Origin of the sequence: Kaistia soli DSM 19436 (genome assembly GCF_900129325.1) — a bacterium.
GTDB classification, from domain to species: Bacteria; Pseudomonadota; Alphaproteobacteria; order Rhizobiales; family Kaistiaceae; genus Kaistia; species Kaistia soli.
Genome location: NZ_FQUP01000001.1, coordinates 325,816 through 350,630, shown reverse-complemented (window position 1 = coordinate 350,630; position 24,815 = coordinate 325,816). Strand labels below are relative to the sequence as shown.

Below are 24,815 nucleotides of genomic sequence, written 5' to 3'. Positions count from 1 at the left end.
TCTAGCCGCCCAGTTCTTCCTTCAACATTTCCAGCGTCAGCCATTCCTCTTCCGCCGCCGCGCGCTCGGCGCTCGCGGCTGAAAGCCTGGCGGAGGCGGTGTCGAATGTCTTGCGATCGTTGGAATAAAGGCCGGGCTTCGCGAGCGTCGCTTCGAGCTTGGCGATTTCGGTTGATAGCTGCTCGATCCGGGCGGGGAGCGTTTCCAGCGCGTGCTTCTGCTTGAAGGAAAGCTTGGCACGGCTCGTCGTGGTCGCCCCGCGGGCCTCGGACGGCTTTTTGGCTGGCTTCGGCTCCGCCTTGTTGACGGCGCGCTGCGGCGCCGCCGCCCCGCGCTGTGCCAGCATGTCGGAATAGCCGCCGGCATAGTCGGTCCAGCGGCCGTCGCCCTCGGCAACGATCACCGAGGTCGCGACGCGGTCGAGGAAGTCGCGGTCGTGGCTGACGAGCAGGATCGTGCCGGGATAGTCGTCGAGGAGTTCTTCGAGCAGATCCAGCGTCTCGAGGTCGAGATCATTGGTGGGCTCGTCGAGCACTAGCAGGTTCGACGGGCGGGCGAGGGCACGTGCCAGCATCAGGCGGCCGCGCTCGCCGCCGGAAAGCGCCGTGATCGGCGCGCGCGCCTGTTCGGGCTGGAACAAGAAATCGCGCATATAACCGATGACGTGGCGCGCCTCGCCATTGACGATGACAGTGTCGCCGCGCCGGTCGGTCAGGGCCTCGGCGAGCGTCATCGCTGGATCGAGACTGTCGCGCTTCTGGTCGAGCGTCACCATTTCAAGGTTGGTACCGAGCTTCACGGAACCGGTATCGGGCGAAAGCGCTCCGGTGAGCAGGTTGAGCAGCGTCGTCTTCCCCGCACCGTTCGCGCCGACGAGGCCGATCCGGTCGCCGCGCTGGATGCGCATCGAGAAGTCGCGCACGATCGCCCGCTCGCCGAACGACTTCGAAATGCCGCGCGCCTCGATCACCGACTTGCCGGAAAGCTCGCCCTCCGTTGCGACCAGCTTGACCTGGCCGACCGCGCCGCGCTGTTCGCGCCGTTCGGTGCGCAATCCTTCGAGCTTGCGAAGGCGGCCCATATTGCGCTTGCGCCGCGCTGTGACGCCATAACGAACCCAGTCGAGCTCCTGCGAGATCTTGCGATCGAGCCGCTCGCGCTCCTTCTCCTCCTCGTGCAGAACGGCATCGCGCCATTCCTCAAAGGCGGCGAAGCCCTGCTCGAGGCGCCGCGTATTACCGCGGTCGAGCCATAGCGTCGCCTTGGACAGCCTTTCGAGGAAGCGGCGGTCATGGCTGATGAGGACGAGCGCCGAGCGCATGCCACGCAACGTCTCTTCCAGCCATTCGATGGCCGGAAGGTCGAGATGGTTGGTCGGCTCGTCGAGCAGCAGGATATCCGGCTCCGGCGCGATGGCGCGGGCGAGCGCCGCGCGCCTCGCCTCGCCGCCCGAAAGGCTTGCCGGCTGTTCCTCACCGGTCAGACCGAGCGCTTCCAGCAGCATCGTGGCGCGATAGGCGTCGTCGCCCGGTCCGAGCCCTGCCTCGACATAGGCGCGGGTCGTCGCGAAGCCCGAAAGGTCAGGTTCTTGCTGCAGATATCGCAGCGTCGCGCCGGGCTGGACGAAGCGTGTACCGGCATCGGCTTCGATCGTGCCGGCGGCGATCTTGAGCAGCGTCGACTTGCCGGAGCCATTGCGGCCGACGAAGCACAGACGTTCGCCGGGCGATACCGAAAGCGACGCATTCTCGATCAGCGGGCGGCCGCCGAAGGTGAGGCGGATGTCCTGGAGCAGAAGAAGGGGAGGAGCCATGGGCGCGATGTAAGGGTGCAGGCATGTCCGAGGCAAGCGCCGTAGCGGGAATTCGCTCGCCGCCCCATGGTCCTCGGGGTGGAAGCGCACTAAAAAACTTCGGGCGACAGTGTCGGCCAGGGGAGAGGCGATTTGATCGAAGCTGTGCGTGAGACGCCGGCAGGCGAACTCGACACCTTGATGTCGGCAGTCGCCCATGGTGACGAAGCCGCGTTTCGTCGCCTCTATGACCAGACATCGCGGAAACTCTTCGCGGTCATCCGCCGTATAGCTGGAAGCGAGGCCGCGGCGGAAGAAGCGTTGCAGGAAGCGTTTCTCAGGATCTGGAATCATGCCGATCGCTTTGATCCGGCCCTTGCCTCGCCGGTGACATGGATGACGACGATCGCGCGCCATGCAGCCATCGATGCGGTTCGCCGCGGGGCGGAGCGGGTGTCGGCGGCGGCTGTGGTGATCGACGAAGAACTGGCGGAGCGGCTGGCCGGTCCGTCCACGATCACGGACAGTCTCGCGGGCCGGCAGCTGCAGCGATGCCTCGAAGCCCTTGGCGAGGATCGTCGCAGCATGGTGGTGCTCGCTTATTGCCAGGGCTGGAGCCGTGAGGAGTTGTCGCGCCGCTTCGACAAGCCGGTGGCGACGGTGAAGACGCTGCTGCGCCGCAGCCTGATCGCGCTGAAGGAGTGCCTCGGTGGCCGTTGACGACGAAACAGGGTCTGGGCCGTTTGACGACGACGTCGACGCGCTGGCGGCCGAATATGTCGTCGGCACGCTCAGTCGGGCCGAGCGCCGTGCCGTCGAGACGCGCATGCTGCGCGAGCCCGACATGGCGGCGGCGGTTGCCGAATGGGCCGAACGGCTTGCCCCGCTCGATGCTGCCGCCGGAGAACTCGTCCCCGCCGATCGCGTCTGGGGCGCAATCGCCGGCCGGATCGGCGGCGATGCCGGGGTCGGGCAGGTGATTCACCTCGAACGGTCGCTTAAGCGCTGGCGCGTCGCGACGGGCATGGTCGGCATTGCCGCGGCGTTGCTCGCCGTCGTCGTTGCTCGCGAAGCACTGGCACCGGCGCCACTAGCACCAGCGACGAGCTATGTCGCGGTTCTGGGCGGGGAGGGTGGCGCTCCGGCTTTCGTTGCGTCGGTCGATACCGGGGCCGGCACCATCCGACTTCGCCGCGTCGGCACGGCACCGCCGCCTGACAAGAGCTTCGAACTTTGGAAGGTGCCTGAGAGCGGGCCGACGGTCTCTCTTGGCGTCGCCGACAGCGAGCGCGAATTGAAACCTCTCGACGTCTCGCTGAAACCCGGTGAGCGCCTCGCCATTTCCGTCGAGCCGAAGGGCGGTTCTCCCACGGGCCAAGCCACCGGTCCCGTGGTCTATATCGGCACATTGCTGCCCGCCGAATGAAACCATCTCATGGTCAATTCCCGTGGCATTGATCTTGGAAGGCAACCCAATGTCGGGGTTGGCGTTGCATTGGATGTTGGCGCTGACATCAGTGGTTGGGAATGACGATGCTTGAAGAGGTCGCGCCGCATTCGGGATCGCACAGCCTGCCGACGTTTCTTCGACACTCCGGCGGGATGGGCACCCTGATTGCAGCGCATGACTGGAGCCGGACCGAGCTTGGCCCGATCGAGGGCTGGTCCGCATCCTTGAAATCGGCCGTCTCGATGGTTCTGGCCGCCAAGCCGGGCATGGCGTTGCTATGCGGCCGACAGGGGACTCTCATCTACAACGAGGCCTACGCGGAGACCTGCGGCAAGCGTCATCCGGCGGCTCTTGGTACCAGTGTGCTGACGACTTGGCCCGAGGCTGCCGACTTCAATCGCAATGTCCTTGAGGTGGGCTTTGCTGGCGAAAGCCTCGCCTATCGCGACACGCCGCTGACGCTGACGCGCAACGGCTTTCCAGAACAGACGTGGTTCGACTTAAGCTATAGCCCTCTCCGCGACGACAACGGCGATGTCCTTGCTGTGTTTGCAGTCGTATCGGAGGTGACGTCGCTGCACGTCGCCCAGGACGAATTGCGGAGCGAGCAGGAGCGATTCCGGCAAGCGCTGAACTCGGCAGGGGTCATCGGCATCTGGGATTGGCATTTCGACACGAACCTGATGTTCACCGATGCGCGCTTCGCCGAATTCTACAGCGTGGATCCGGCGCGCGCTTCGATGGGCGCCCCCAGGGCCGAGTTCGATGCACATGTCCATCCCGACGATCGCGCCTATGTCGAGGAGGAGACACAGCGCGTCGCCGCCAGTGGTGGCGACCTTTCGATCGAGCACCGGCTGATCGGCCGCGACGGGCGGGTTCGCTGGGTAATGGTCCGCGGCACTGGATTCGCCGATGCTGATGGCCAGCCGGCGCGCCTCTCTGGCGCTGCTGTCGAGATCACCAATCGCAAGAATGCCGAGGAAGCGCGGCGCCTGCTGATCCGCGAGCTGCATCACCGCATCAAGAACACCTTCGCAGTGATTGCCGGCATGGTCACGATGACGGCGCGGTCAGCCGCCGATGTCAACGAAATGGCGGAAGTGCTGCGCGGCCGTCTCGTTGCGCTTGCCGCGGCGCATGAATTGATCCGCCCGGCGATCACTGCAGAGGTTGGCCATACCGAACAGACGACGCTCGCCGATCTCTTTACCGCGATCCTGACGCCGCATCTGTATTTCCCGGAGCAGTTCACGCTCACCGCCCCACCGGTTGAAATCGGGGTGGCCGCTGCGACGAGCCTTGCCCTGGTTCTGCACGAGCTGGCGACGAACGCGGCCAAATATGGCGCCCTCTCGACGGCGAAGGGCCGTCTCGATGTGACGGCCCGCTTCGACGACAACAAGCTCGAGCTCGATTGGGTCGAGAGCGGCGGGCCGTCGGTGACAGGACCGCCGCGTCATCAGGGTTTCGGCAGCCGGCTCGCCAGCATGAGCATCGTCGGCCAGCTCGCTGGCTCGATCGATTTCAAGTGGGCAGAAACGGGTCTCGATGCGCGACTCGTCATGTCGCGCGAGCGTCTCTCGCGCTGACGGTTCAGGCTACGGCCCGACTGCGGTTGCCAAGCCATGCCCCGAGCCGATCGAGTGCCGCATCAAGAACCTCGTCGCGCTTGGAGAAGCAGAAGCGCACGAAATTCGACGGCGCTTCACCCGCATAGAAGGCCGACACGGGAACCGCAGTGACGCCGCCCTCAAGCGTCATCTGCCGGCAGATTTCGACATCCCCACCGACGAGCCCCAGCGACGACACGTCCGCCGTGACGAAATAGGTCCCGCCGCAGGGGACGACGTCAAAGCCGAGCCGCGTCAGTCCCGCCGAAAGGCGATCCCGCTTGGCGGCAAGCGCGCCTGAAAGCTCGCCATAATAGCCGTCGGTCTTGCCGAGCCCGAACGCCACGGCCTTCTGGAGATTGGGCGGCGTCGTGAAGGTCGTGAACTGATGCGCCTTGGCGATCGGATCGAGCAGGGCGGGTGCGGCGGTAACATAGCCGACCTTCCAGCCCGTCAGCGAAAACGTCTTGCCGGCCGAGCCGATGCGGATCGCGCGCTCCCGCATGCCGGGCAGCGTCATCAGGGGAATATGCGGGCGGCCGTCGAACAGGATGTGTTCATAGACCTCGTCGCAGATCGCATAGGCGTCATGTCGCACGCAGAGCTCGGCGATCACGGCGAGTTCCTCGCGCGAAAAGGCCTTGGCGGCGGGGTTCATCGGATTGTTGATCAGGATCGCCTTGGTGCGCTCCGAAAATGCCGCTTCCAGCGCGGCGGTATCGAGCTTCCATTCCGGCGGGGTGATGCGCACGAGGCGCGGGATGCCCCCGGCGCGGCGCACGAGCGGAAGGTAGCAGTCGTAAAGCGGTTCAATCAGAACCACCTCGTCGCCCGGCTCGATCAGCGCCGTGATGATGTCCGATAGCGCTTCGGTCGCCCCTGATGTGACCAGAACCTCGCTCTTCCAGTCGACATCGAGCCCATAGAAGCGTGCGTTCGATGCCGCGACGGCCTCGCGCAGTTCCGGAACGCCCATCATCGGCGGATATTGGTTGGGGCCTGCCAGCAAGGCTTCGGCCGCGAAGCGGCGCACATCCTCGGGCCCGTCGACATCCGGGAAGCCCTGTCCGAGATTGATGGCCTTGTGCTCGATGGCGAGCCGCGACATGACCTCGAAGATCGTCGTCGGCAGGCCGGTATAGACAGGGTTCGTCGGCTTCATGAAATTCTCCGCTCGGCGGCGGACATTATGTCCGCCCCAAGGGGTGCGCAAGCAAAGCGATGCTCAGCGTCGCCCCGTGTTTGGAATGGACGTTGATCACGCGCTCGTGAACGTTTTTTCGCTCCAGATTGAAACCAGTCCGTTCGGAGGCTCGTATCAGTCATTGTAAGCAACGACACGGCTCACTGAGCGGGCGAAAAATCCTCTTCGAGAACTGGTTTGAGAACAGGGAGCATCGTTTCCCTGAGCGGGTAGATATTGTCTGTCGAATTTGGCATTCGCCGCGTATCGTTGCTTCCTGATCTACATAGCGGCTCGTCGAGCCGATGAAAATTCAACCGGAGGATAAAGCATGTCTCGCATGACCACCCTGGCTCGCGCGGCCGCCATTGCCGTCGTCGCATTGACCGGCACCGTTGCCTTCGAGGCGCCTGCCTCGGCAAAGACTGTGATGGTCGGGGGCGCCCCGATGTATCCCTCGAAGAACATCATCGAGAACGCCGTCAATTCGAAGGATCACACGACGCTGGTCGCGGCGGTCAAGGCAGCCGGCCTTGTCGACACGCTGTCCGGCCCGGGCCCGTTCACGGTGTTCGCGCCGACCAACGAAGCCTTCGCCAAACTTCCGGCCGGCACCGTCGATACGCTCGTGATGCCTGCCAACAAGAAGATGCTGACCAGCATCCTGACCTACCATGTCATTCCGGGCCGGGTCACCGCCGCTGATATCATGGCGGCCGCGAAGAAGATGAATGGCAAGGCTGAATACAAGACCGTGAATGGCGAAACGCTGACCTTCATGGTGAAGGGCAAGACCATCACCGTCGTCGACGCCAAGGGCGACAAGGCCAAGATCACCATCCCGAATGTCATGCAGTCCAATGGCGTGATCCACGTCATCAACACCGTGCTTCTGCCGGGCTGATCGACGACTGCCAAGGGCTGATCACCCGCGCCAGCCCGAGGTGGAGCCGTCCCGACGCAATGCGCCGGGGCGGCGTTCGCCATTCAGGCGGCGGGTGGCGCCTGCGCATAGCCGAGCCGTGCATTGAGGCGTTCCAGCAGATCCGCGGCCGCCTCGGTGATGACTGTTCCCGGCGGGAAGATCGCCTCCGCTCCCGCCGCGCGCAGCGTCTCGAAATCCTGGCTCGGGATGACGCCTCCCACGACGATCATGATATCGCCACGCCCGGCCGCATCGAGAGCCCGCTTCAGGGCGGGGACCAGCGTGAGATGTCCGGCGGCGAGAGATGAGATGCCGACGATATGGACGTCGCCGGCGATGGCCTCGTCCGCGGCTTCCTCTGGCGTCTGGAACAGCGGTCCGATTTCGACGTCGAAGCCTAGATCGGCGAAGGCGGACGCGACCACCTTCTGGCCGCGGTCATGGCCGTCCTGGCCGACCTTGGCTACGAGGATGCGCGGCTTGCTCCCTTCGTTTTCCGCGAACGCCTCTGTCAGAGCGCGGACATGGGCGATGGCATCCCCGGCCGAGCTCTCGCCGGCATAGACGCCCTTGATGACGCTCGGTGTCGCCTCGTGGCGGCCGAAAACGGTTTCGAGCGCGGCGCTGATTTCCCCCACGGTAGCGCCGGCCCGTGCAGCTTCGATCGAGACGGCGAGAAGATTGCCACCCCCGCGTGCGGCCTCGGTGAGCGCTGCGAGCGTACGAAGCGTCGCCTCGTTATCGCGCTCGCGCTTCAGCCGCTCAAGTTTTTCGATCTGCGCCGCCCGGACTGCGGAATTGTCGATCTTCAGCACCTCGACGGCCGCCTCGTTGTCGCGCCGATAGGCGTTGATACCGACGACCGTCTGGTCACCGGCATCGATGCGCGCCTGAGTCCGTGCCGCCGCCTCCTCGATTCGCCGCTTTGGTATGCCGGCGGCGATCGCCTTGGCCATGCCGCCGAGCGCGTCAACTTCGGCGATGTGCTCCAGCGCGCGCTTAGTGAGATCGGCCGTCAGCGTCTCGACAAAATGCGATCCGCCCCAGGGGTCGATGAACCGCGTGATTCCGCTTTCGTGCTGCAGGATCAGCTGTGTGTTTCGTGCGATGCGGGCCGACGCGTCCGTCGGCAACGCGAGCGCCTCGTCGAAGGCATTGGTGTGAAGCGACTGCGTGCCGCCCTCGACCGCCGCCATGGCCTCAATCGCCGTGCGGACGATGTTGTTGGCGACATCCTGCGCCGTGAGCGACCAGCCGGACGTCTGGCAGTGCGCTCTGAGAGCAAGCGACTTGGCGCTTTTCGGGTTGAAGCGCTCGGCGACGAGGCGCGACCACAGCATGCGCGCGGCACGCAGCTTGGCGACTTCCATGAAGAAGTCCGTGCCGATGGCCCAGAAAAAAGAAATGCGCGGCGCGAAACGGTCGACGTCGAGACCCGCCGCAACGCCTGCAGCGATATAATCGAGACCATCGGCGAGCGTGTAGGCGAGCTCCAGATCGGCCGTCGCGCCGGCTTCCTGCATGTGGTAGCCCGACACCGAGATCGAGTTGAATTTCGGCATCTCGCGCGACGTGAAGGCAAAGATATCCGAGATGATCCGCATCGAGGGTTCGGGCGGATAGATATAGGTGTTGCGGACCATGAACTCTTTGAGGATGTCGTTCTGGATCGTGCCCGCAAGCTGATCCGCCCGCACGCCCTGTTCCTCGGCCGCGACGATATAGAGCGCAAGGATCGGCAGCACGGCGCCGTTCATCGTCATCGACACGCTCATCTTGTCGAGCGGAATGCCGTCGAAGAGCTGGCGCATGTCGAGGATCGAATCGATCGCGACGCCAGCCATGCCTACATCGCCGGCAACGCGCGGATGATCGCTGTCATAGCCGCGATGCGTGGCGAGATCGAAGGCGACCGAAAGGCCCATCTGCCCCCCGGCAAGATTGCGCCGATAGAAGGCGTTCGAAGCCTCCGCGGTCGAGAAACCCGCATATTGGCGGATCGTCCAGGGCTGCTGGACATACATCGTCGGGTAGGGACCGCGCAGGAATGGCGGACAGCCGGGATATGTCTCGGCGAAGCCCGCAGCGGCGCGCTCGGCGGGGCCATAGCTGCCGCGGATGGCGATGCCCTCGGCCGTCATGGCCGACGGCGCGCGCTCGTCCACATCTTCGAGCGGCTCGACGGCGAATGAAATGCGGGTGAAGTCGGGCAGCAGGCTCATGAAGCGGCGCTTTCGAAGGGCGCTGACGTGCGTCTGGGGCGAAGACCTGTGGTTTCGAAGGATGAGCCGACGCTGCGGGGCTCCTGCCGTGCCGCGACGTCGGCGCGGAAATGCGTGACGCCGACAATTGCACCGGTGCCGGATGCGAGCGCTGCCTGTCGCCGCTCAGCGGCCTCCGCGATCTCGGCCCGCAGACGCTTGCCGGCAGCGGCATCGGCGAGGCCGCCGTCGCGTTCGATCTCCTGGAACCGTCGCCAGCCGTCCTCGGCAAGCGCCAGCGTCAGCGTCTCGATGGTGCCGGAGCCTGCGCCCGGATCGGCGACGCGGGCAAGCCGCGCTTCCTCGATCAGGATGGCCTGTGTCGTCAGGGCAAGCCGCCCGGCCTCTGGATCATGCGAATCGATCGCCGAGGTGAACGGCAGCACCGACAACGAGTCGGCGCCGCCAAGGCCAGCGGCGAGCGCAGCGATCGTCGTGCGGATCAGGTTGGAATGCATGTCTTCGGCCGCCAGCATGCGCCAGCTGGTTTCGGCATGCAGCGAGAGGCGCCGGCGCGGCAGGCCGCCGGCCGCCAACAGGCGAGCGTGCAGCAGCCGCATGGCGCGGAACTTGGCGATGGTAACGAACTGCTCCTCGTCGGCAGAAAGCGCGACATCGACAGCGCCGACTGCAATGTCGTCGGGAAGCCCGCCGTCGATCAGTTCGCGCAACAAAGCCAGCTGCGCGGCAAGGGCATAGCCGAGTTCCATGGCCGGGGTGCCGCCGGCACTATGGACGAGGCGGGCATCGGCGCTGGCGAATGGGCCAGCATAGCCGCGTTCGGCGAGACGGGCGACGAGCGTTGGCAACGTCTGCAGATCCTCGCTATCGGCCTGTCCGTTGGCGATGGCGCCGAGCGGGTCCAGTCCGAAGGAGATCGACAGCAATTGCGGATCGAGTCGACCCGCCGTGGCCGCAGCGTCGACAATCGTTGCGCAGGCTTCCCCATCGGACCCCGTCGACAAGCGCCAGCGGCAGCGATCGAGGGGTGCATCGGCGAGAAGTGCCTCGAGCTCCGCCGGCGTCAGCCCGTCGCCATAGTCTGCTGCCGAGCCTGCGACGATGATGTCGAACCCGTCGGCGCCTGTTGCGAGAGCGGCTGCGATGGTCTCGGCACTCGCCGCGCGTCCGAGCCGCTGCAGCCTCGTCCAGGCCTTGCCGCCACGCGACGAGAGCGGCGGCGCTGCCGATGCCGCCATCAGCGCGTCGATCGAGATGCCCGGTTCGATCTCCGCCGCTAAGCCCGAAATCGGCTTGCCGGAGAGGGACGCCTCGACGAGGCGACGCCAGTCACCCTCATTAGGCGCCGGCCATGCGCCGGCCGAATTGTCCTGCATGACCCGCTCCCAAGCTTGGTGCCGAACGCCGTCCAGCGGCGCGATGCCGCCGCGACGTCCAGTCTATGGGCTCGCCGCCATCAATGCGATGGCGCGGCAAAACCTCAATAGGTCATGACGGCCGGAAGTGTCTTGGCCTGCTCGATCCAATCCGCGACCTGGCTCTCTGAAGGCAACTGTCGAACGAGCTTCCGCGCGGCATTCACCTCGGCAAGCTTGGCGGCCAGATTGTCCGGGCGACGCGTCTTCAGTTCCTTGACCGTGTCGACGCCGGCGGCTTCGAGCAGGTCCGAGAACTCCTCCGCGACACCCTTGAGACGCATCAGATCGGCCTTGTTGGCCCAGCCGAGGATCTTCGTCTCGTCGATGCCGGTCGTCGCGGCGAGCGCCTTGCGGCCCTTCGGGTCCTTGCCCGCGTCGAGCAGCTGGCCGGTCGTCTTGATGCCGGCCGCGCCAAGCTTCTCGGCGAACGTCTTGCCGATGCCCTCGATGTCGATGATCGGATAGCTCACGCATGCCTCCCCTGAAGCAGTCGGCCGACAAAACGCGGCCATTGCGGATGTTCGCGCCATGCGGCGCGGAAGGCAATATGATGGGCTCGCTTGATTTCGCCTCGTCAAATCGCGACCTTGCGCGTTCGCAGGACAATGCCAAGCGCCCGGAGACGCCTCGATGCCCCTTCTCGAACCTGACAAGATCTTCATGGGCGCGAGCGAAAAGCCGGAATATCTGCTGTTGCCGCTCGCCAACCGCCACGGTCTGGTCACAGGCGCGACCGGCACCGGCAAGACCGTGACGCTGCAGGTTCTGGCGCAGGGCTTTTCGGACGCTGGCGTTCCGGTCTTCTGCGCGGATATCAAGGGCGATCTCTCCGGCATAGCCAAGGCCGGCGTCGCGAAGGATTCGATGCTGAAGCGAGCTGAGGATATCGGCTTCAAGGACGAATATCGCTTCGCAGCCTGTCCGACCGTCTTCTGGGACCTGTTCGGCCAGCAGGGCCATCCGATCCGCACGACGGTGAGCGAAATGGGCCCCTTGCTCCTGTCGCGGCTGATGGGACTCAACGACACGCAGGAGGGTGTCCTCAACATCGCCTTCCGCATGGCCGACGAGAACGGGCTGCTCCTACTGGACCTGAAGGACCTTCGGGCGATGCTCGGCTACCTGTCCGACAATTCGGCAGCCGCCTCGCGTTACGGCAATGTCGCCAAGACCTCGGTCGGCGCCATCCAGCGCCAGCTTCTGATCCTCGAAAACCAGGGCGGCGACGCCTTCTTCGGCGAACCGGCGCTGGCCATCGCCGATATCATGCGGACGACGATCGACGGGCGCGGCATCGTCAACGTGCTCGCGGCCGACAAGCTGATGGCCGCGCCGCAGCTCTATGCGACCTTCCTGCTCTGGCTGATGTCAGAGCTGTTCGAAGTGTTGCCCGAGGTCGGCGACCCCGAGAAGCCGCGGCTCGTGTTCTTCTTCGACGAGGCGCATCTCCTCTTTGATGATGCGCCGAAGGCTTTGCTGTCGCGCATCGAGCAGGTGGTGCGGCTCATTCGTTCGAAGGGCGTCGGCGTCTACTTCGTTAGCCAGAACCCGCTCGACGTGCCGGACACGGTGCTCGGCCAGCTCGGCAACCGGGTGCAGCACGCGCTCCGCGCCTATACGCCGCGTGACCAGAAGGCGGTGAAGGTCGCGGCCGAGACGTTCCGGCCGAATCCCGCTTTCAGCACCATGGAGGCGATCACGCAGCTTGGCGTCGGCGAGGCTCTCGTCTCGACGCTCGAGCCGAAGGGCGTGCCCAGCATGGTCGAGCGCACGATGATCCGGCCGCCATCCTCGCAACTCGGCTCGATCACAGATGAAGAGCGGCGGCAGATCATCGCCGCGAGCCCGATCGGCATCGCCTATGACAAGACGATCGATCGGGAGTCGGCCTATGAGGTGCTGGGCCGACAGGCCGGCGAGCTGACGACGACGACCGCAGGCCCTGCGCCCGTGCCTTCAGGAACTGATCCGGCCCCCGCGCCGGCGCCGGCCGGCGGGGTCGATCTCGGCGGCATTCTCGGCTCGCTGCTCGGCACCAATACGCGGCGCGGCGAGCGGCTGACGGCGACCCAGCGCGTTGCGCGCGAAGTGACGCGCACGGTGACGAACCGAGTCGCGGGACAAGTGGCGGCGGATATCGGCAAGAGCATCGGCGGGTCCATGGGATCCTCGGTCGGCCGCGCCATCGTGCGCGGCGTCCTCGGCGGCATCCTGCGGCGCTGATCGCGCTGACGATATCGTGAAACGCGGGCGGCCGGATTCGGTCTGACGCACAGCGGTTGCTTTGGCGCATACTGCCGTCGTTGCGTGGCGACGGAGGCGGGGTAATGCGCCGGTGGCTGTTTGTGCTCGCAGGGGTCTTTTTGGTCACGGCGCTGCCAGCGCGGGCCGAGCAGGTCGATGTCGAGCTGGTGCTGGCTGCGGATGGATCGGGCTCAATCGACGCCGATGAACTGGCGCTTCAACGTCAGGGTTATGCAAGCGCGATCACCAGCCCCGAGGTGCTCTCAGCGATCCGGGGCGGGCTGATCGGAGCGATCGCCGTCACCTATGTCGAGTGGGGCGGTGCTGCCTCGCAGCACACCATCGTCGATTGGCATGTCGTGCGCGACGTCGCCACTGCTGCCGTCTTTGCCGAAAAGCTCGTCGCAAGTCCGCGCGCGGCCTTCGGGTACAATTCGATTTCCGCCGCCATCGCCTATTCGGCCGATCGCATCCGCGAAAACAGCCATGAGGGTCTGGCCAAGGTCATCGACATCTCCGGCGATGGACCGCAGATCGGTGGGCCGCCGCTCGCCGTGACGCGCGCCGCGGCTCTGGCCGAGGGCATCACGATCAATGGGCTGGTCATCAGCCGCCCCGGCGGCGGCGTGCGTGGCAGGGGCGGAATGAGCCTTTCTGATCATTATGCGCGCGACGTCATCGGCGGCCCTGGCGCTTTCGTCAAAGTGGCGGATGAGACGACGAGCTTCGCGGCGGCCGTTCGACAGAAACTGGTGCAGGAGATCGCCGGAATGCGAGGGGAAGCAGCGCCGCGCGACTTCGCGCTGCGCTGATCCAGCGTCTTTCCTTCGCGAAGGGGTCGGCGTATGTCGGATGATATCCGCGCCCCCCGTCCTGGAGCCCTGCCGTGACAGACTGTCTCGACGACGTCCTCGCTCATATCGACGCCGATCTCGACAAGAGCATCGAGCGGCTTTTTCGCCTCGTTGAGATCGAGAGCATTTCGACCGATCCCGACTATGCCGGCGCCTGCCTGCAGGCGGCCGAATGGCTGGCCGACGCGCTCGATGCGATCGGGTTCGAGGCCGGCGTCAGGCGGACGCCGGGCCATCCAATGGTCGTCGGTCGCGCGCCCGGCGGGGCGGGTCCGCATGTTCTGTTCTACGGCCACTATGACGTCCAGCCGGTCGATCCGGTCGATCTCTGGTCGAGCCCTCCCTTTCAGCCGAAGCTGGTCACGGCGGCGGACGGTTCGAAGCAGATCGTTGGCCGCGGCACCGCCGACGACAAGGGCCAGCTGATGACGTTCATCGAGGCCTGCCGCGCCTGGAAGGCTGTGACCGGATCGCTGCCGATCCCCGTGACGGTGCTGCTCGAAGGCGAGGAAGAGTCCGGCGGGCATAATCTGGCGCCGTTCATGGAGGCCAATAAGCAGGAGCTTGCAGCGGACTTCGCCTTCATCTGCGACACCGGCATGTGGGACGCGAAGACGCCGGCCGTGACGACGATGCTGCGCGGCATGGTCGGCGAGGAGATCACCATCACCGCCGCCTCACGCGATCTGCATTCCGGCATGTATGGCGGTGCGGCGCGCAATCCGATCCACGTCCTGGTCAATGTTCTCGACGGCCTGCGCGACGAGACTGGCCGCGTGACGTTGCCTGGGTTCTATGACGGCGTCGGCGAACTGCCCGAGGCCATCAAGGCGCAATGGGAGAGCCTCGGCTTCGACGAAGCGGCTTTTCTCGGCGAGGTCGGGCTTTCGATCCCCGCCGGCGAGGCGGGGCGCAGCGTGATCGAAAAGATCTGGGCCCGGCCGACCTGCGAGGTGAACGGCATCTGGGGCGGTTATTCCGGGAAGGGCTTCAAGACGGTCATCCCGTCCAAGGCGAACGCCAAGGTATCGTTCCGTCTCGTCGACCAGCAGGATCCCGAAGCGATCCGCGAGAGTTTCCGCGCCTATGTCCGCGCGAAGCTGCCCGCCGACTGCACTGTCGAGTTCATCGGCCATGGCGGTTCGCCGGGCGTACGGCTGCCCTCCGACAGCCCGGCTCTCGTCAAGACACGCGATGCGCTCACCGCCGAATGGGGCAAGCCCTGCGTCACGATCGGCGCGGGCGGCTCGATCCCGGTCGCCGGCGATTTCAAGAAGGTGCTCGGGCTCGACGCGCTGATGGTCGGCTTCGGTCTCGATGACGACCGCATCCATTCGCCGAATGAGAAGTATAATCTGTCGAGCTATCACGGCGGCATCCGCTCCTGGGCGCGGATCCTCGCGGCTCTTTCGGAAGGTTCGGTCAAATGAGGCTCTGCGTCTTCTGCGGCTCCAACGAGGGGTTCCGGCCGGAATATCGCAACGCGGCGGTCGCCCTCGGCACGACCATCGCCGCGCATGACGCGGCGCTTGTCTATGGCGGCTCCAAGGTCGGGCTGATGGGTGCCGTGGCCGATGCCGTCCTTGCCGCCGGCGGCACGGTGATCGGCATCATTCCGCAGGCGCTGGTGGACAAGGAAGTCGCGCATCACGGCCTGACCGAGCTGCACATCGTCGGCTCGATGCATGAGCGCAAGGCCAAGATGGCCGACATGGCGGAGGGTTTCGTCGCGCTGCCGGGCGGCATCGGCACGCTGGAGGAGCTGTTCGAGATCTGGACCTGGGCGCAGCTCGGCTATCACGGCAAGCCGGTCGGCGTACTCGATATCGCCGGCTTCTATGGCAAGCTGCTCGCCTTCCTCGATCATCAGGCGGAGGAAGGCTTCATGCGGCAGGAGCATCGCGACATGCTGATCGTCGAGGATGATCCGGAGCGGCTGATCCAGCGCTATCGGAGCTACCAGCCGCCGACGATCACCAAATGGATCAAATCCGGACAGCGCTGAGCCTCAGCTGAGGATCAACCGGCGCTGCTGCTCGAGATAGGCGCCCACTGCCGGGTCTGTCGCGAGTGCGATGGCAGTTGCATAGGCGGCGAGCGCTTCGTCGCCGCGTCCTGCGCGGCGCAGAAGCGCCGCCCGTGCGGCATGAAAGGGCTGGTAGGCCGCGACGCGGCCGGGGTCGATCTCATCCAGCAGGGAGAGGCCAGCTTCCGGGCCCTCGGCATCCGCGACGGCGACGGCGCGCGCCACGGCGACGCCGACCCGCGGCGCGAGCTGCCACAAACGCTCATGAAGCCGCGCGATGACATGAGCATCCGGCGCGCCGACGAGCCGGGCGCCCGCATGCGCCGACTGAATGGCCGCTTCGATCTGGAAGCGCCCAGGTGCGCCCAGCGCCGCCGCCTGCCTCAAGCGGGCCTCGGCCTCCCGCAGCATTGGCTGCGACCAAAGCGTCGTATCCTGGTCGGAGAGCGGAACATAGTGGCCCTTTGCATCGCGCCGGGCACGCCGCCTTGCCTCGCAGTAAAGCATCAGCGCAAGCAGGCCGTGCGCTTCAGCATCGGCTGGCATCAGGGAAGCGAGCACGCGGCCGAGCCAGATCGCCTCCCCGGCGAGGCCACCGCCGGCGTCGATCCCTTCGAACTCGTCCCAGCCGCTGCCATAAGCGGCATAGATCGCCTCCAGGACGCTTGCCAGCCGCTCCGGAAGATCGGGCGGCTCCGGCACGATGAAGGGAATGCCGGCATCGCGGATCTTGGCCTTGGCCCGCACCAGCCGCTGTCCCATCGTAGGCGCCGAAACGAGGAAGGCGCCGGCGATCCGCGCCGCGTCGAGCCCGAGCACCGTCTGCAGCATCAGCGGCGCCCTTATGCCGGGATCGATCGCGGGATGGGCACACACGAACATCAGCTGCAGCCGCTCGTCCGGAAAATGCGGTGACTCGGGCCCATCGGCGGCAGCAAGATCAGAGAGGATGGCGAGCGACTGCTCCAGTGCCGCATCGGCCGCTGTCTTCCGGAAGCGATCGGTCAGCCGGCGCCGCGCTACGGCAACCAGCCATGCTTCTGGGGCGGCCGGAACGCCACTCTCCGGCCAGCGTTCAAGTGCTGCGAGAACGGCATCCGCAAGCGCGTCCTCTGCAGCAGCGATGTCGCGGCCGCGGCTTGCAAGGATCGCGACCAGCCGCCCGAAACTCATGCGAACGGCTTGCTCGACAGGTTGCAAAGCGGGACCCTCCCGAAAGGCGGCCGGTCGCGCCGGGGGTAACCCGGCGCGATGGCGTCTCACATCTGCGACGGCAGCGTCGGCCGCACCTCGACGCCGGTGGGAGCACAGGGCGCCTTGGCCGCCCAGCTGAGGGCAGCGTCGAGATCGGGAACTTCGATCAGGAAGAAGCCGCCGAGCTGTTCCTTGGCCGCAGCGAAGGGTCCGTCCTGGACATGGCGCTGCCCGTCCTTGAGGCGCACCGTCGTGGCCGCTTGCGGCGCGTGCAGGCCGGCCCCGCCGCGGACGACGCCGCTGGCCACGATCTCGTCGATATAGGCGCGCCAGGCGCCCCAATATTCGGAATCGTCCTCGCGATGGTCGCGGGTCTCGAAATTCTTCTCGGTCTCGTAGAACATGATCGCGTATTGCATGACGGTCTCCGATCGGTTCGGCGCCCTGGCCGGAAGCGGGAGCATTCCCTCTTCACGACCATGTCGGATGAGCGTCTCTCATTTCGACATCGGTAGCGCGGAAAAAATCGCAGTCGTCAATCGGCCGTGGCAGCCGCTCCGCCATCTGATCGGTCGAGCGGCGGCAAGTCCTTGAGATAGGCGGCGATGGCTGCGCGATCGGAAGCGGGCAGGTGGGCGATGTTCTCCTGAACGTCGACCATCGTGCCGCCGACCGAATCGAACTCGGGCGTCATGCCTGTTTCAAAGAAGTTGGCGATATCCTCCGCCGACCAGTCGCCGATGCCGCCCTTGCCGCCGGTGATGTTGGGAATGAACCCCTGGCCCGAGGGATTCGGCGCGCCAGCGAGATGATGCGTGAAATCGAGGCCGCCGAGCGCGTTGCGCGGCGTGTGGCACTCGTTGCAGTGCCCCGGCCCCTCGACGAGATAGGCGCCGCGATTGATCTCGTCGCTCTTGGTCGGATCGGGCTCGAATGTCTCGCCGTCAAGATAGAGGAGCTTCCAGAGGCCGAGACCGCGACGGATCGAGAAGGGGAATGGCAGCTCGTGCGGCGGACTGTCGGTCGCGACCGGCGGCAGCGTGTCGAGATAGGCCTTGAGATCGACGAGATCGGCGACCGGCATGCGCTGATAGGAGGTGTAGGGGAATGCCGGATAGAGCTGTTCGCCGCCGGGTCCGAGCCCGCGCTTCATCGCGTTGACGAAGTCGAGCGTCGACCAGCTTCCGATGCCATGCGTCTTGTCGGGCGAGATGTTCGGCGGATGGAACGTGCCGAATGGCGAGACGATCGGCTCGCCGCCGCCCAGAACTAGCTTGTCGTCGCCCTTGGCGCCGGGAGCGGCGTGGCAGGAGGCGCAGCCACCTGCCCAGAACAGGAGCTCGCCCTTGGCCGCGTTTCCGGGATGGTCGGGAATCTCCGCCGCCGAGAGCGGCTTCGGTTCTGTCAGCAACCAGAAACCCGCGCCGCCAAGGGCGGCGAGGGCAACGACAGCAACGGCAAGGCGGCGGAGCATGGGCGCTTAGTCGGACAAGCGATAGATCTGGTGGCAGCTCTTGCAGTTGGCGCCGACAGCGGCGAATGCCGTCTTGAAGGCATCGACGCCCTGGTCGGCAGCCGCGGCGGCCGCCTTGGCGTCAGTTGCGAGCTTGGCCGCATGCGCTTCGAAATCGGCCTTGTTTTCCCAGATCTTCGGCGAGGCGCCCTTGTCGGCATTTTCCGAGCCGGCGGGGAACAGGGTCGGGAAGTCGGTTGCCTTGGCGGCGACGGTCTCCATCGCGGCTTTCGCGGCGGCGGCATCGAACGGTACCTTGCCGGTCGCGAAACCCGCTGAGGTCTTGATCGCGCCGCCGATCGCTTTCATGTCGGCTTCGCGCTGCTGGCCAAGATCAGACGCCGCCATCGCGAAACCGGCCGACGCAACCACGACCGAGAACCCGATCGCCGCTATAAGTTTCCGCATCCTGATACCCCTCTGTTCGGAACCGCTCCAGACTGTGACGTCAAGCAACGTGCAGGAGCAAGGTGGAGGTCGGCCATAACGCAAATATGATGATGCCGTGATCGGCCGACGGGGCAGGGGATTGCGCGTTCGGCGCGAGATTGCGGAACACCGTTTCAGAGCGGGAGAAAACCCGATCTCCGCGGTTGCCGCTGGCCGGCCGGGTGCCTATGGTGCAGCCGGAACGTTCATCGCGGCAGGCCGTTTTCGACGCGGTAGCCCGATTTCCATACCTATCGTCGACAGGAGTTGTTCCGATGGCTTTCGAACTTCCCCCGCTCCCCTATGACTACGAGGCGCTCGCGCCCTTCATGTCCAAGGAGACGCTCGAATACCACCACGACAAGCACCATCAGGCTTATGTCACCAACGGCAACAACCTGCTGAAGGGTTCGGGTCTTGAGGACAAGAGCCTCGAGGAGATCGTCAAGGAGAGCTACGGCAAGAATGCCGGCCTCTTCAACAATGCCGGCCAGCACTACAATCACATCCATTTCTGGAAGTGGCTGAAGAAGGACGGCGGCGGCAAGAGCCTCCCGGGCAAGCTGCAGGCAGCAGTCGACAGCGACCTCGGCGGCTACGACAAGTTCCGTACCGATTTCATCGCAGCCGGCACGACGCAGTTCGGTTCGGGCTGGGCTTGGCTTTCGGTCAAGAACGGCAAGCTCGAAATCTCGAAGACCCCGAACGGCGAGAACCCGCTCGTTCATGGCGCAACGCCGATCCTCGGCGTCGATGTCTGGGAGCACTCCTATTACATCGACTATCGCAACGCCCGCCCGAAATATCTCGAGGCGTTCGTCGACAGCCTGATCAATTGGGACTACGTCCTGGAGCTCTACGAGAAGGCTTGATCGCCCCCTCGCAACTGATGAAGAGCCCCGGCCAAGTGCCGGGGCTTTTGTTTGTGCCAAACTGCGGCGGCGGGTGGAGAGTTTACGGCCCGCGCGACATTCCGTAGATTGATCGCATGGCGATCAAACGAATGGACAACGTTGGAATTGTTGTCGACGACCTCGAGGCGGCGATCGATTTCTTTCGTGAACTGGGTCTTGATCTGGAAGGGCGGGCCACGATCGAAGGAGAATGGGCCGGACGTGTCACCGGCTTGAGCGATCAGCACGTCGAGATCGCGATGATGCGGACGCCGGATGGCCACAGCCGCCTGGAGATCTCCAAATTCCTTTCGCCGCCCGTTGTCGAAGATCACCGAAACGCTCCGGTCAATGCGTTCGGCTATCTGCGCGTCATGTTCGCAGTAGACGATCTCGATGACACCCTTGCAAGGCTGCGCACACGCGGTGCGCAGCTTGTCGGCGAAGTGGTCCAGTATGGGGACGTCTATCGGCTTTGCTACATTCGGGGCCCGGATGGACTTCTCATCGGGCTCGCCGAAGAACTCGGCTGAGCCATCAAGGACCGCGCCCAGTTTCGGCAACGCACTCAACACCCGCCGGATCGAGCTGTCACTCAACAAGGCGAGCGAGCGATGGTCCTCACGCCTTCTGCAATCCGCGCTGGCAGAAGGTGAAATCCATCAGCTGCGGCCATTCCGACTGGACATTGTAGAGCCAACGCTTGCACTCGGCCTGCGTCTTGAAGCAGCCATTGCCCCAGGCTGGCCAGAGGCCGGTATCCCAGGGATTGGGCTTGGAGCCCGAGAAGCGCGAGAACCAGACATTCTGCGGCCCCACCTGGGCGGCCAGCGCCCGGCAGTCACCGGCCGAGACATTGTCGCCGAACCCCTGGATTCCATAGAACCGCTGCCCGCCGCCCGGCGTCGTCGCCGTACAGGATGCGACGGCGAGAGCGAACATGGCGGTTGCGGCGGTCGTACTGATCGCATTCTTTGACATCGGCGGCCCTCCCCAGGCGCTCAGCGATCCTGTCGATCGACAGGATCGCCATTGCAAAGTGTCGCCGCAGCGAAGGACGTCAAGCGCGGTCGGCGACCTTCAGCACGAAAGCAGTCGCGAATGCCGTTTCTTTTAGGCTGTCGAAGCGACCCGAAGCGCCGCCATGCCCGGCGTCCATATTGGTCTTCAGCAGCAGCGGCGCGTCATTGGTCTTGGTCGCCCTCAGTTTCGCGACCCATTTTGCCGGCTCCCAATAGGTGACGCGCGGGTCGGTCAAGCCACCGATCGCGAGGATCGGCGGATACGCCTTGGCCCCAACATTGTCATAGGGCGAATAGGCTGCGATCGACTGGTAGTCGGCCACGCTTTCGATCGGATTGCCCCATTCCGGCCATTCCGGCGGGGTCAGCGGCAGCGTGGCGTCGAGCATCGTGTTGAGCACGTCGACGAACGGCACCTCGGCGACGATGCCGCCGAAGAGATCGGGCGCCATGTTGGCAACGGCGCCCATCAGCATGCCGCCGGCTGAGCCGCCCCAGCCGACGATCTTGCCGCGCGCGGTGAAGCCCTCGGCAGCCAGATATTCGCCGGCTGCGATGAAGTCGCGGAACGAGTTCTGCTTCTTCTCGCGGCGCCCGTCGGCGTACCAGCGGAAGCCCTTGTCCTTGCCGCCGCGAATATGGGCGATCGCATAGATCACACCGCGGTCGACAAGCGACAGGCGCGTGATGCTGAACGATGCGGGAATGGTGATGCCGTAGGAACCATAGCCGTAGAGCAGCAGCGGGGCGCTGCCATCGAGCGGCGTGTCCTTGCGGTAGAGCAGCGAGATCGGAACGGTCTCGCCGTCGCCGGCCGGTACGAAGACGCGGCGCGTGACATAGAGGCTGGCGTCATGGCCGGAGGGAACCTCCTGCTCCTTGCGCAGAACCCGCTCGCGAGTCGCCATGTCGTAGTCATAGACGCGGGAGGGCGTCGTCATCGACGAATAGGTGAAGCGCAGCATGGTGGTGTCGAATTCGTAGCCGTCGCCGAGGCCGAGCGAATAGGCCTCCTCGTCGAAGGCGATCGCATGCTCCTCGCCGCTCGCAAGCTGCCGGATAACGATGCGCGGCAGGCCGCCCTCGCGCTCAAGGCGCACCATGAAGTCCTTATAGACGGTGAGGCCGAGGATCAGCCGGCCCGGCTGATGGGGGACGAGATCGGTCCAGTTCTCGCGGCCCGGATTAGCGACCGGCGCCGTGACGATCTTGAAGTCCTCTGCGCCGTCCGCATTCGTAAGGATGTAAAGCGTGTCGCCATTGTGGTCGACATCATATTCCTCGGCAGGACGGCGCGGTGCCACAAGGCGCGGCGGCGCCTCGGGGGCTTCGGCATCGATGAGATGTACTTCCGACGTCTCATGGTCGTGCGAATCGACGAGGAGGTAGCGGCCGGATTGCGTCTGCCCGATGCCGAGGAAGAAGCCGGGATTGGTCTCCTCGAAAACCAGGACGTCCTCATCGATGGGACTGCCGACCTTGTGACGATAGATGCGGCAGGGGCGGTGGTTGTCATCGAGCACCGTATAGAACAGCGTCCGGCTGTCGGCGGCCCAGACAGCGCCGCCCGTCGTCGTCTCGATCGCGTCGGGAAGGTCGATGCCGGTCTCGGCCTCGCGCACCCGCAGCGTATAGGCTTCCGAACCCTTGTCGTCATAGGCCCAGGCGATCAGCGCATGGTCAGGGCTGTGGTCGGCGCCGCCGATCTCGTAATAGGCATGGCCCTTGGCCATCGCGTCGACATCGAGCAGGACTGTTTCGGGACCGCCTTCACGCGCGGTGCGCACGATACGCGGCTGCTCGGCGCCTTCAAGATAGCGCGACGCATAGGCATAGGGACCATCCGGCGCGGGAACCGAGGAATCGTCTTCCTTGATCCGGGCGCGCATTTCCTTGAACAGCGCCGCCTGCAGCGCTTCGGTATCGGCCATCTCCGCCTTCGTATAGGCATTCTCGGCCTCAAGATGAGCACGGATTTCCGGCGCCAATGTCGACGGATCGCGCATCACCTCCTGCCAGTTATCGGCGCGCAGCCAGGCATAGTCGTCCTGGCGCGTGATGCCATGAGCCTCGAGGGCAACGGGATGCTTGGCGGCGATGGGCGGGTTCACGAGCAGGAAATCTCCGAAGGGCAGAGTGGGGCCGGGACGGCGTTGCAGCCTAGATAGAGACCCGCCCGGCCGGCGCCAAGCGGCAGGGGTTCGTCCGGTTACGCTTGGGTTGATCGCGCATGCATGCTTTTGTGTGCGCGGACACGAATCGCAACGCGCCGGCAGCGCCTCCGACGACGAGAGCCCGATGATCCGTACTGTCAGCCTCGCAATCTGGCTGTTTGCCTTCTGGCTGCTGCTTTCGGGCCACTACACGCTGTGGCTCGTCGGGGCGGGTATCGTGATTTCGGGCGGGATTGCCGTCATCGGTCGGCTGACGGGCTTCGCGGATGAAGAAGGCCATCCGGTTGAGCGCATCCTCGGCGGCCTCGGTTACTGGCCGTGGCTCGCCATCGAGATGGTGAAGTCGTCGATCGATGTGGCGCGGACGATCCTCGACCCGCGCCGTCCGATCGAGCCGCAACTGTTCGAGATTTCCGTTGGCCCGAAGACCGCGGTCGGCGCCGTCACCTATGCCAATTCGATCACGCTGACGCCGGGCACGGTCACTGTCGCCGTCGATCGCGAGCATGACCGTTTCACGATCCATGCGCTGACAAAGGCCGGCGCCGAGGGCGTGCGGTCCGGCGAGATGGACCGGCGCGTCGTGGCGTTCGAGAAGGGAGGGCGAACGTGATCCTCTTCGCGGCGCTCCTCGCCGTTCTGGTCGCCGTTGCGCTGATGACGTTCCGGACTGTCGCGGGGCCGACGACATTCGATCGCCTGCTGGCCGCCAATTCCATCGGCAATGGCGCGATCCTGATCGTGGCCCTCTACGGCTTTCTAACCGACCGACCGGATTTCCTCGATCTCACGCTGACCTACGCGCTGCTCAACTATGTCGGCGTGTTTGCCGTGCTGAAATTCTTCCGCGCCGGCTCCGAGCCTGACGAGCAGGCGGAGGACGCACGATGACCGATATCGTTGCCACGATCGTCAGCGGCATCCTGATCCTCGTGGGCGCGGGCTTCTTCCTGACCGGCGCGATCGGCTTCATCCGCATGCCGGATCTCTTCACACGCCTGCATGCGGCATCGCTTTCCGATACGACTGGCATGGCGCTGATCCTGTCCGGCCTTGCCGTGCATGCCGGCTTCACCGTCGCAGCGGTCAAGCTCGTCTTTCTCATCCTCTTCCTGCTGTTCATGGGACCGGCAACGACACATGCTCTGGCGGCGGCAGCGCTGGCGGCCGGCGTCAAGCCGCTCGGGGCGCAACGCCACGCGGCAAGGAAAGGGCCCTTGAAAGCGGCCGAAACGGCCAGAACTATCGAAGCGGCCACCGCGAAACGGCCGCAGAAGCCCGTTTCGCGCAAGGGGAAGCGGCGATGAGCGGCGTCGATCCCGTCTTCGTCGAGGCGTTTCTTTCGCTGGCGCTGATGCTGCTGATCATGGTCCTCGCTGTGTCGATCGTGCGCATCCGCGGGCTCTTCGCCGTGGTCGTGTTGCTCGGCGCCTACAGCTTCGCCATGGCAACGCTGTTCGTCGTGCTCGATGCCGTGGACGTCGCAATGACTGAGGCCTCGGTCGGTGCCGGCATCTCGACGGTACTGTTCCTCGGCGCGCTTTACCTGACCGATGTCAAGGAGGCTACGGGGACGGCGCGCCGTATCGCGCCACTGTTCGTCGCCGCGGTCACGGCGGCCGTTCTGGTCTGGGGCATGAGCGACCTGCCGCAATTCGGCTCGTCGGCCCAGCCGATCCATAGCGCCGGCGCTGACTATCTCGGCCGCACCCTCGCCGACATAGGAATTCCGAATGTCGTCACGGCGGTTCTCGCCAGCTATCGCGGCTTCGATACGCTGGGCGAGACGGCCGTGGTGTTCACGGCGGCGATCGGTGTCCTGGTTCTGCTGCGCCGCCGCAGCGGCGGCGAGAGGTCATAGCC

General features: G+C 65.2%; 25 protein-coding genes. 14 read left to right on the top strand and 11 right to left on the bottom strand.

The genetic code is table 11. The features are described from left to right. Position 1: 1 nt before the first annotated feature. Complete coding sequence (locus tag BUB39_RS01695; RefSeq protein ID WP_073051314.1) at positions 2-1,813, bottom strand: ABC-F family ATP-binding cassette domain-containing protein; 1,812 nt, start codon at positions 1,811-1,813, stop codon at positions 2-4. A gap of 132 nt (positions 1,814-1,945) precedes the next feature. Between BUB39_RS01695 and BUB39_RS01690 the strand changes: the two genes are divergently transcribed. The 3 genes from BUB39_RS01690 to BUB39_RS01680 all read left to right on the top strand — a co-directional run bounded on the left by BUB39_RS01690 (position 1,946) and on the right by BUB39_RS01680 (position 4,834). Beyond that, positions 1,946-2,512 (top strand): sigma-70 family RNA polymerase sigma factor, encoded by a 567-nt coding sequence (locus tag BUB39_RS01690; RefSeq protein ID WP_244540119.1) that lies wholly within the window; start codon positions 1,946-1,948, stop codon positions 2,510-2,512. Then, positions 2,502-3,218, top strand: a complete 717-nt coding sequence (locus BUB39_RS01685; protein WP_073051313.1) for an anti-sigma factor — start codon at positions 2,502-2,504, stop codon at positions 3,216-3,218. The genes BUB39_RS01690 and BUB39_RS01685 overlap by 11 nt, the downstream gene beginning before the upstream one ends. A 107-nt stretch (positions 3,219-3,325) precedes the next feature. After that, positions 3,326-4,834: a PAS domain-containing sensor histidine kinase gene (locus BUB39_RS01680; protein WP_210187012.1), complete on the top strand. Its 1,509-nt coding sequence runs from the start codon at positions 3,326-3,328 to the stop codon at positions 4,832-4,834. A gap of 4 nt (positions 4,835-4,838) precedes the next feature. On the opposite strand, the gene BUB39_RS01675 is transcribed toward BUB39_RS01680, so the two are convergent. Continuing rightward, positions 4,839-6,017 carry an aminotransferase gene (locus tag BUB39_RS01675; RefSeq protein WP_073051311.1) on the bottom strand — a complete coding sequence of 393 codons (1,179 nt, stop codon included), beginning with the start codon at positions 6,015-6,017 and terminating at the stop codon, positions 4,839-4,841. Positions 6,018-6,369: 352 nt separating this feature from the next. Here BUB39_RS01675 and BUB39_RS01670 point away from each other — a divergent pair, with 352 nt between their 5' ends. Continuing rightward, positions 6,370-6,942, top strand: a complete 573-nt coding sequence (locus tag BUB39_RS01670; protein WP_139251308.1) for a fasciclin domain-containing protein — start codon at positions 6,370-6,372, stop codon at positions 6,940-6,942. A gap of 83 nt (positions 6,943-7,025) precedes the next feature. Here the strand turns inward: BUB39_RS01670 and scpA are convergent, their stop codons facing one another. From scpA to BUB39_RS01655, 3 genes are all read right to left on the bottom strand, one after another. Beyond that, complete coding sequence (gene scpA, locus BUB39_RS01665) at positions 7,026-9,185, bottom strand: methylmalonyl-CoA mutase (protein ID WP_073051309.1); 2,160 nt, start codon at positions 9,183-9,185, stop codon at positions 7,026-7,028. Next, a complete protein-coding gene (locus BUB39_RS01660) occupies positions 9,182-10,561 on the bottom strand; it encodes a methylmalonyl-CoA mutase family protein (RefSeq protein WP_073051308.1) in 1,380 nt (459 codons plus the stop codon). The genes scpA and BUB39_RS01660 overlap by 4 nt, the downstream gene beginning before the upstream one ends. A 104-nt stretch (positions 10,562-10,665) precedes the next feature. Beyond that, positions 10,666-11,073, bottom strand: coding sequence for a DUF4332 domain-containing protein (locus BUB39_RS01655; protein ID WP_073051307.1), 408 nt, complete (start codon positions 11,071-11,073; stop codon positions 10,666-10,668). A gap of 160 nt (positions 11,074-11,233) precedes the next feature. On the opposite strand from BUB39_RS01655, the gene BUB39_RS01650 reads away from it, so the two are divergent. From BUB39_RS01650 to BUB39_RS01635, 4 genes are all read left to right on the top strand, one after another. Continuing rightward, positions 11,234-12,826 (top strand): helicase HerA-like domain-containing protein, encoded by a 1,593-nt coding sequence (locus BUB39_RS01650; RefSeq protein ID WP_073051306.1) that lies wholly within the window; start codon positions 11,234-11,236, stop codon positions 12,824-12,826. 104 nt (positions 12,827-12,930) lie between these two features. Beyond that, positions 12,931-13,659 carry a DUF1194 domain-containing protein gene (locus BUB39_RS01645; protein ID WP_073051305.1) on the top strand — a complete coding sequence of 243 codons (729 nt, stop codon included), beginning with the start codon at positions 12,931-12,933 and terminating at the stop codon, positions 13,657-13,659. A gap of 74 nt (positions 13,660-13,733) precedes the next feature. Continuing rightward, the gene (locus BUB39_RS01640) at positions 13,734-15,131 is read left to right on the top strand and encodes a M20/M25/M40 family metallo-hydrolase (protein WP_073051304.1); all 1,398 of its coding nucleotides are present in this window, start codon (positions 13,734-13,736) and stop codon (positions 15,129-15,131) included. After that, entirely contained in the window at positions 15,128-15,706 is a 579-nt protein-coding gene (locus tag BUB39_RS01635) for an LOG family protein (protein WP_073051303.1), read from the top strand. Before BUB39_RS01640 ends, BUB39_RS01635 begins: the two co-directional genes overlap by 4 nt. Positions 15,707-15,709: 3 nt before the next feature. On the opposite strand, the gene BUB39_RS01630 is transcribed toward BUB39_RS01635, so the two are convergent. The 4 genes from BUB39_RS01630 to BUB39_RS01615 form a co-directional block, all read right to left on the bottom strand. Continuing rightward, entirely contained in the window at positions 15,710-16,900 is a 1,191-nt protein-coding gene (locus tag BUB39_RS01630) for an RNA polymerase sigma factor (protein WP_073051302.1), read from the bottom strand. Positions 16,901-16,986: 86 nt separating this feature from the next. Next, on the bottom strand, positions 16,987-17,340 hold the full coding sequence (locus BUB39_RS01625) for a YciI family protein (protein WP_073052678.1): 354 nt from the start codon (positions 17,338-17,340) through the stop codon (positions 16,987-16,989). Positions 17,341-17,456: 116 nt separating this feature from the next. Then, on the bottom strand, positions 17,457-18,395 hold the full coding sequence (locus BUB39_RS01620; RefSeq protein WP_073051301.1) for a c-type cytochrome: 939 nt from the start codon (positions 18,393-18,395) through the stop codon (positions 17,457-17,459). Between the two features lie 6 nt (positions 18,396-18,401). Further along, positions 18,402-18,842 (bottom strand): c-type cytochrome, encoded by a 441-nt coding sequence (locus BUB39_RS01615; RefSeq protein WP_073051300.1) that lies wholly within the window; start codon positions 18,840-18,842, stop codon positions 18,402-18,404. Between the two features lie 296 nt (positions 18,843-19,138). Here BUB39_RS01615 and BUB39_RS01610 point away from each other — a divergent pair, with 296 nt between their 5' ends. Both BUB39_RS01610 and BUB39_RS01605 read left to right on the top strand, forming a co-directional pair. Further along, a complete protein-coding gene (locus BUB39_RS01610; RefSeq protein ID WP_073051299.1) occupies positions 19,139-19,735 on the top strand; it encodes a superoxide dismutase in 597 nt (198 codons plus the stop codon). 116 nt (positions 19,736-19,851) lie between these two features. After that, positions 19,852-20,289, top strand: a complete 438-nt coding sequence (locus BUB39_RS01605; RefSeq protein WP_073051298.1) for a VOC family protein — start codon at positions 19,852-19,854, stop codon at positions 20,287-20,289. A gap of 88 nt (positions 20,290-20,377) precedes the next feature. Here the strand turns inward: BUB39_RS01605 and BUB39_RS01600 are convergent, their stop codons facing one another. Then, positions 20,378-20,737 carry a hypothetical protein gene (locus tag BUB39_RS01600; RefSeq protein ID WP_073051297.1) on the bottom strand — a complete coding sequence of 120 codons (360 nt, stop codon included), beginning with the start codon at positions 20,735-20,737 and terminating at the stop codon, positions 20,378-20,380. 79 nt (positions 20,738-20,816) lie between these two features. After that, on the bottom strand, positions 20,817-22,889 hold the full coding sequence (locus BUB39_RS01595; protein WP_073051296.1) for a S9 family peptidase: 2,073 nt from the start codon (positions 22,887-22,889) through the stop codon (positions 20,817-20,819). 187 nt (positions 22,890-23,076) lie between these two features. Between BUB39_RS01595 and BUB39_RS01590 the strand changes: the two genes are divergently transcribed. From BUB39_RS01590 to BUB39_RS01575, 4 genes are read left to right on the top strand one after another with little or no spacing between them, the layout of a single operon-like run. Further along, complete coding sequence (locus tag BUB39_RS01590; protein ID WP_073051295.1) at positions 23,077-23,565, top strand: Na+/H+ antiporter subunit E; 489 nt, start codon at positions 23,077-23,079, stop codon at positions 23,563-23,565. Continuing rightward, positions 23,562-23,843, top strand: a complete 282-nt coding sequence (locus tag BUB39_RS01585) for an MrpF/PhaF family protein (RefSeq protein ID WP_244540118.1) — start codon at positions 23,562-23,564, stop codon at positions 23,841-23,843. The genes BUB39_RS01590 and BUB39_RS01585 overlap by 4 nt, the downstream gene beginning before the upstream one ends. Beyond that, positions 23,840-24,259 carry a monovalent cation/H(+) antiporter subunit G gene (gene mnhG, locus BUB39_RS01580; protein WP_073051294.1) on the top strand — a complete coding sequence of 140 codons (420 nt, stop codon included), beginning with the start codon at positions 23,840-23,842 and terminating at the stop codon, positions 24,257-24,259. The genes BUB39_RS01585 and mnhG overlap by 4 nt, the downstream gene beginning before the upstream one ends. Continuing rightward, entirely contained in the window at positions 24,256-24,813 is a 558-nt protein-coding gene (locus BUB39_RS01575) for a DUF4040 domain-containing protein (RefSeq protein ID WP_073051293.1), read from the top strand. Before mnhG ends, BUB39_RS01575 begins: the two co-directional genes overlap by 4 nt. The last annotated feature ends 2 nt before the right edge of the window (positions 24,814-24,815 follow it).

Bases quoted from the DNA above. Each gene is read 5' to 3' on its own strand.
- BUB39_RS01695 (WP_073051314.1), bottom strand. From the start codon at position 1,813: ATGGCTCCTCCCCTTCTTCTGCTCCAGGACATCCGCCTCACCTTCGGC.
- BUB39_RS01680 (WP_210187012.1), top strand. From the start codon at position 3,326: ATGCTTGAAGAGGTCGCGCCGCATTCGGGATCGCACAGCCTGCCGACG.
- BUB39_RS01675 (WP_073051311.1), bottom strand. From the start codon at position 6,017: ATGAAGCCGACGAACCCTGTCTATACCGGCCTGCCGACGACGATCTTC.
- BUB39_RS01670 (WP_139251308.1), top strand. From the start codon at position 6,370: ATGTCTCGCATGACCACCCTGGCTCGCGCGGCCGCCATTGCCGTCGTC.
- scpA (WP_073051309.1), bottom strand. From the start codon at position 9,185: ATGAGCCTGCTGCCCGACTTCACCCGCATTTCATTCGCCGTCGAGCCG.
- BUB39_RS01660 (WP_073051308.1), bottom strand. From the start codon at position 10,561: ATGCAGGACAATTCGGCCGGCGCATGGCCGGCGCCTAATGAGGGTGAC.
- BUB39_RS01650 (WP_073051306.1), top strand. From the start codon at position 11,234: ATGCCCCTTCTCGAACCTGACAAGATCTTCATGGGCGCGAGCGAAAAG.
- BUB39_RS01645 (WP_073051305.1), top strand. From the start codon at position 12,931: ATGCGCCGGTGGCTGTTTGTGCTCGCAGGGGTCTTTTTGGTCACGGCG.
- BUB39_RS01635 (WP_073051303.1), top strand. From the start codon at position 15,128: ATGAGGCTCTGCGTCTTCTGCGGCTCCAACGAGGGGTTCCGGCCGGAA.
- BUB39_RS01630 (WP_073051302.1), bottom strand. From the start codon at position 16,900: ATGAGTTTCGGGCGGCTGGTCGCGATCCTTGCAAGCCGCGGCCGCGAC.
- BUB39_RS01625 (WP_073052678.1), bottom strand. From the start codon at position 17,340: ATGCAATACGCGATCATGTTCTACGAGACCGAGAAGAATTTCGAGACC.
- BUB39_RS01620 (WP_073051301.1), bottom strand. From the start codon at position 18,395: ATGCTCCGCCGCCTTGCCGTTGCTGTCGTTGCCCTCGCCGCCCTTGGC.
- BUB39_RS01615 (WP_073051300.1), bottom strand. From the start codon at position 18,842: ATGCGGAAACTTATAGCGGCGATCGGGTTCTCGGTCGTGGTTGCGTCG.
- BUB39_RS01610 (WP_073051299.1), top strand. From the start codon at position 19,139: ATGGCTTTCGAACTTCCCCCGCTCCCCTATGACTACGAGGCGCTCGCG.
- BUB39_RS01605 (WP_073051298.1), top strand. From the start codon at position 19,852: ATGGCGATCAAACGAATGGACAACGTTGGAATTGTTGTCGACGACCTC.
- BUB39_RS01600 (WP_073051297.1), bottom strand. From the start codon at position 20,737: ATGTCAAAGAATGCGATCAGTACGACCGCCGCAACCGCCATGTTCGCT.
- BUB39_RS01590 (WP_073051295.1), top strand. From the start codon at position 23,077: ATGATCCGTACTGTCAGCCTCGCAATCTGGCTGTTTGCCTTCTGGCTG.
- mnhG (WP_073051294.1), top strand. From the start codon at position 23,840: ATGACCGATATCGTTGCCACGATCGTCAGCGGCATCCTGATCCTCGTG.
- BUB39_RS01575 (WP_073051293.1), top strand. From the start codon at position 24,256: ATGAGCGGCGTCGATCCCGTCTTCGTCGAGGCGTTTCTTTCGCTGGCG.